Origin of the sequence: Dietzia sp. B44 (genome assembly GCF_014145245.1) — a bacterium.
GTDB classification, from domain to species: Bacteria; Actinomycetota; Actinomycetes; order Mycobacteriales; family Mycobacteriaceae; genus Dietzia; species Dietzia natronolimnaea.
The window spans coordinates 1-6180 of sequence record NZ_JAALEF010000512.1; the positions used below are offsets into that span (position 1 = coordinate 1).

Genomic DNA, 6180 nt, shown 5'->3' on the forward strand with positions numbered 1-6180 from the left:
CCGGGCGCGAGCACCCGGTTCCCGGACACGGCTCGCTCGCCGTCCTGGGCGGGAGCCCCGGTGGCGGGCCGCCAGCGGGCGCTCACGGCGCCGTCGGCGGTGACCTTTCCGATCCGGCTGCGTTCGACCACGTGTCCGTGGTCGGAGAGTAGGACCACGTCTCGTCCGACGGCGCGGGCGTAGTCGAGCAGCTTGTCCAGGTGGGTGATGCGCGAGGTGGTCCAGGTGGTGGCGATGGGGTCGGACCGGTCGAGAGCGTCATCGACGGTGTTGAGCACCGCGCCCACCACGGGGACGTGCTTGGTGTCGTAGATGGCGCTGCGGACGGTATCGCCGATGCTCGCGTCGAGGTCTGCCTTGTGGAACAGCGGCCCGTCGCTGACCGAGGGGTGGGCGGGGAACAGGGCGGCGAACCCGGTCCGCTCCTCCTGCTGCCCGCCAAGGGCCAGCTCTCCGCTGAGCAAGGAAGTCCTCGACGCTGTGGTCACCGACGGCAGGGCGGAGGCGGCCACGTCGAGTCCGAGGGAGGCCAGGTCGAGCCGCTGCCAGACGGTGGCGTGACGGGCGGCCACGTCCTCGAGGAGCCCGTGCGCGGCGGCCACGGAAAGGCCATCGATCACCACTACGAGCAGCGCCCGCTCACTCCGTAGACCGGACTCGACCGGCCCGGACTTCCGCAGGGGCGCGACGACCCGAGTTAGCACGTCCTCAATAAGCAGGGCGTCGCCGGCGGTGGAGCGGTCGGCCAATCGCGCACCGACGAGCGCAGCGAAGGTCCGGTCGATGTCGCGTCGTACGGCGAGGGTGCGGTCGAGGACGCGACGACCGAGCGCGTCGGGGTCCGCCGCAGACTGCCCGATCGCGGGCTTGGGATCGGCGGTGAATCCACGCCACGCCGAGTTGACGGCCCGGTCCACCCAGCTCAGCTCGTCAACGTACGCGCGCATCGCCTCGACGTGACCGACAGAACGCATCCGATCGGCCACGGCGGTGGCCTCGGTCCGGTTCCACCGGTGGAGCCGGACCAGCGCGGCGGCGGTCTCGAGGTCATCGGGCCGGGAGCGCTCGGCTTCGACGTGTGCCCGCAGCGCCTCGAGCCCCCGCAGCAGCGCGGTCTCGCCCCCTCCGTCGAGGGCGGTGGCCAGGCCGCGGGCGTACACGTCGAGGCGTCGTTGGAAGGCGCCGGGCAGGACTGTGGATCCGGCGAGGAGCGAGGCGCCGCCGTTCTGCTCGAATCCGGTGATCAACCGGTGGGCCTCGCCGAGTACGGCGGTGAGCGGCTGCCCGTAATCGAGTGAGGTGCGGACGGCCTTGGCGGCGGCGGATCCCCATTCGCGCAGGGACTGGTCGCCGAGGGTGGTGCCGATGTGGTGGCTGAACAGGGCCCGCGCTCCGGTGAGTTCGGTGGGTGTGTCCTGCCAGTCGGGCGTGCGGAGGGTCTCTGCTACCAGGCCGGCGGGCAAGAGTGCCCGTGGCCCGCTCTTGTCCCACAGGCTACGAATCCCGGGGCCGGTCAACGTGAACGTGCGGCACAGCCACGTGATGAGCCCCGCGCGGACGTGAGATGTGAGACGCGAGGCCAGCTCGTCCCACGCGGCGTGGGAGTCGGGGGTGGCACTCCACGCCAGGAGGTCCGCGAGCCGGTAGTCCTGTTCCAGACCCAGCACAAGCGTGCTGATGGCCCCGTAGAGGTGGTCGGCTGTGAGGACCGGAGTCGGGGTGGGGGCGAGGGTGTCGCGGTGGTCGGCCAGCGCGGTCGTGAGCCCCCGGACGTCGTCCCGCCCTCGGGGGATGCGGCCGTCGGTCTTGTCGGCGGAGAACATCCCGAGCAGGGTCCCCACGGGGTCGAGTTCCCGCATGCGCCCGAGCGGTTGGAAGTGCTCCTTAACTCCCTGGGGAATCTGCTCCTCGGGGAGGTCGGTGAGCACGACGCGCCACGGCACCTCGGGATCCTTGCGGTGCCGCACCACGTCCCGGATCTCCAGCACAGTCCGGCAGCAGTGGACCGGCACGGTGAGGTTGTCGACGCGCAGCTCGGTGCCGTCCCATTCGGGACGGGCGTGCATCACCAGCAGACCGCGCTTGTGCTGCTTGTCCCGATAGAGGCCGTGGAGGAGTGGAATCAGGTCGGCGGCGGTCGCCGTACCGAGGGACGACGACGAAGTGACGCTCCCCGCTAACCCGGCACTGGCCGGGGTCACGTTCCGGACTCCTCGGCGGTGATCTCGATCCGGAAGCGGGTGCCCGTCCCGTAGCTCCGCCCAAGATCAGCGAGGGCGGTGTGGATCGCCCCTTCAACTTGGCTGCCGTGCGCCTCGAATGTCCGGCGTCGACCGGAGCCCGTGATCACCACGCCGTCTGCTCCCGAGCCGCCGCCGGTCTCGCCGTCGTCGCTGCCGGAACCAGTCCCGAACCCGCCGTTATCCCCCGGACCCGCGCCTCCACCGACGTCCCCAGTGCCGCCAGTGCCGCCGCTCCCGGGGCCGTCTCCGCCGGCGATCACCTTGTTGATCCAGTCCTGAGCGCGCTTCTCAAACTTCTGAACAGACGTGACCAGATGCTGGACGAACTCGTGGGTGTCGACCCCGTTGTCCAGGTCCTTCACGATCTGCGTGGCCTCACCCCCGAGGGGCCCCTCCTTGGCACGACCACCGATCAACGTCTCGAGGTTCGGGCCGATGTTGCGGGCTACGGCGGCCACTTCCTCGGCGGTGGTGATGGACTGGCTCGCCTCGTTGGTGGTGGCCCCGAGGTAGGTGCCAGGCCCCTCGCTGGCGGCGGCGAGGGCCGCCACGATCTCGCCGTGGTGCTGCTTCTTGCGCACCAGCGTCTGCAGCAGCTGCGTCTGCTGGCGGGCCAGCTGGAGGCGGCGCCCCTCCTCGCTCCGTCCCAGCCGGTGCTCGAGCTTGGCCACCTGTTCGACCAGATCCTCGCTGGACCGCTTGAACTCCTCTGCCTTGCTCGCCACCTCACCCGCCAGGTGGGTGAGGTTCGTGGGGGAGAGGTGACCTCGCTCGGGAATGCCAAAGAGGTGCTGGGCAGCCTGGACGGCGCGATCCCACTCGCCTTGCTCGGGCAGAACCGGCTCGCGCAACTGGTGCGACTGTTGGATGTCCTTGAAGGCCGGCGCTGCGACGGGAGTCCCGTAGGTGAACCAGCTGCGGTCGCGTGACTCGGACCAGGCCGCCGCGAGCAGGGTGGTGCAGTCGCGGTTGAGCCCTGCTTGCGGCATGAGCTTCTCGACGGCGGCCACGACCTGTGCCACCGTGAGTACTCCGTCGGCTTGCCCGGACTTCTCCGCCTCGGCGAGCGCGCGGTCGATCTGGCCGGCGAAACTGGCAAAGGTGGCGCTGGGGAACACGAGGTGCGACTCGTGGACGTCGGCCACCCGGAGGCCACCCAGCACGAGCTGGACGGACTTGCGCTCGGCGGCCACAACCGCGGCGCGGCCGTCTTCGCGGGCGTCGGACCGGCGCAGCACGTCGAGTGAGACCGCGAAGTCCTTCTGCGAGAGCGCGCTGGTGGTGTCGAACCGAGGGTGGTCGGGGTAGCGCTGGTCAAAGGCCTGATCGTAGAGCCGCCGGGCGGCCTCGCGCAGCGAGGCGCCGACGGGCCTTTGCACCACCACGGAGGAACTCAACGAGCGGACGGGCGGCTGCCCCTCGGGGAACACCGCTCCTTCTGCGATGCCGTACATCTTGCGCAAGATGGCGGCCAGCTGCCCGGCGAGCTGGTTGCGCTGGGTCACCATGACCTGGCGGACCCGCTCACGGTCGCCGTCGGCGAGGTAGCTGGTGTAGCCGAGCCACTTCTCCGACTGCAGAACCCAGTCCATGGTGACGAGCTTGCCCAGGTCGTCCATCTGCTTGCGATCGAGGAACGCGGGGACCCAGGCGAGCGTGAAGTGATCGTGACCGTCGGTGCGCAGGCGGTCGAGTCGGGCGTGGTCCTCGGAGACGCCGTGTCCCTCCTCGTCGAAGGGCAGGTCCACGATCACCCGCAGCGCCCCTGGTTCGACAGGGGCGATAAGGGTGTCGGGCACGGAGCCGGGGTCGCGAACATTGCCAAAGACGATCTCGACGGTCCGATTCGTGCCGCGCCAGGTGATCCGGGTCGAGCGCGCGCCGTCGGCCTGCGGGTCGATGGCGGCGATCCCGAACTCCTCCTGCAGCATCGACCGCAGCCGTTCGCGGCGCCGCGAGAAGGTGTCCTCGCCGCGGGCGCGCTCGAGGATCTCGTCGAAGGGCAGTTCCTCCAGCGTGATGGAGATCAGCGGATCGTGGCTGTCTGTTCCCACCGTGATCTCGGGGACCGAGGTGTTCCACTCGCGGACCGAGGCGAGCGCGCGGGTCGGCGCGTCAGAGGCGACGATCGAGACGAGCTCCCCGTGGTTGAGGTGCGCCAGGCGGCTGGCGGTGAGCGCCTTTAGTCCTGGCACCTCGGGCGCGAGAGCGGAGAGCAACAGCGTCTTGGCCAGCCGGAGCTGGGCCCGCACGCCCTTGGGCTGGTCCAGGTCCCGCACGCTCGGGTCAGCGTCCGGGAACTGGGCGAGGACGGCAGGACGGAGCTTGTCCTGCCACAGTGTGCGCGCGGTGCGGAAGCGGGCGGCCACCGCCTCGTCGGTACCACCCTTCTGGGTCCCGTCGATGATGTAGTCGAACACCTCGCCAACGGGGATCACCTGGTCGACGGTCATGGTGTCGGCGAGGTCGACGAGCATCGACTCCATCACCTTGAGCGCGGTGCGGTCTCGCTGCATGGCGGTGGACAGGTGGACGAGGGTGTCGATGAGGACCGGGCTGAAGGGGTAGGTGAGCCGGAACTGTTCCTCGGTGGCACCGCGATGCTGGTCGTCGGTGTTGACCTTGTCCAGCAGGACGGGCTTGACGGCCGGGGACAGGTGCAGCCGCTGGAACGAGGCCTCGAGAGCCTCAACCGCCGCGGCGTTCTTGGGCGTGAGGAGTCGACGGTGGGCGATCTGCGGCAGGTTGGCCGAGCCGAGCGCAATGCCAGAGAAGCGGCCTTCCTGGTGGGCGATGGCCTGCTCGCGGATCTTGGTGGCCTCGCCGGCCTCGATCGAGGAGTCCTTCCACGCCTTGAGGTCGTGCTGGCGAGCGATGAAGCTGACGACCGGCACGGCCATGCGCCCCTGGTCGGATTCGACGAACCCGGTGAGCTTCTGGATCTCGCGGCCGAAGAACTCGCGGTTGGAGAAGTGGAAGGTGAGCCACAGGATCAGCTCGTCGAGCAGCAAAACCACGGCCTCGTAGCCGAGGGTCTTGGCGTGCGCCGCGATGGCGGACAGTCCCTCGGGCAGATGCAGCCAGTCGGTGTTGGTGTGCGCGGAGGTGATCCACGTCTGGCCGAGCGCGGAGACGAGCGCATCCCGCTCAGCGCGGGACGCGGCGGGGTGTCGGGCGCGGTCGTAGGAATCGCGGTCCCAGTTGGTGGCGGTGGCGCCGCCGAGCGCTGCCAAGTCGAGGCCGCCGGGGGTGGAGGACGACGACGAGGTGACGCCGCCAGGTCCGGTGGCGGCAGTGGCCAGGCGGGCGAAGAACCTCTCGTCGCCGACCTCGGCACGCATCTGTTCGGCGTTCTCGAGCAACCCGTCGGCCATGTGGAGTACCGGCGGGGTGACTCCCGGGTGAAGCCGGTTCAGGTGTTCGAGGTACGCCGAGAACAGGGTGTCCTCGATGGAGTTCGAGCCCAGGAAATGGAAGGGCAGCGCGAGGATCTTCGACGACGTTGCCCGCGGGTGGTCGGCGATGTGCTGCTGGAGTTCGGCAATGGCGCGGGCGCGGGGGTCCCCGGTGAGCAGGGCGAGCAGCACCGCCATGAAGTGCGACTTACCGGAGCCGAAGGAGCCCTTGAGGAAGGCGCCCTTGTTCTCTCCGGTGGCCAGGGCGCTGTCGACCAGGGCGAGCGCCTCGTCGAAGGCGTCGCCGATGGACGGGGTCACCACGTACTCGGCCAGGGTGGTTCCGAGTTCGTCTCTGGTGACGGCGTCGGAGAGTTGGAGGACGAACGTCGAGGTTCCCGAGTGCTCGGGGATCGAGAAGACGTCACGCAGGGTGGGGCTGGTGCCCGACCCTGCCGTCGCGCCGGGAGGGGTGAAGGCCATGTCCTCTAGCTTTCCTTATCGGGTGTAGTCGCTGCGGCTGCGACGCGCTTGCGGCCGCG

Annotated in this window: 2 protein-coding genes; both read right to left on the reverse strand. The window is 69.7% G+C overall.

The window, feature by feature from the left end; genetic code table 11:
• Window positions 1-2201, reverse strand: a 2201-nt coding sequence (gene pglZ / locus G6017_RS15620; RefSeq protein WP_182618180.1) for a BREX-2 system phosphatase PglZ, incomplete at its 3' end; no start/stop codon positions are given.
• Window positions 2198-6121 (reverse strand): DUF6079 family protein, encoded by a 3924-nt coding sequence (locus tag G6017_RS15625; protein WP_182618182.1) that lies wholly within the window; start codon window positions 6119-6121, stop codon window positions 2198-2200. The genes pglZ and G6017_RS15625, both read right to left, overlap by 4 nt.
• Between the last annotated feature and the right edge of the window lie 59 nt (window positions 6122-6180).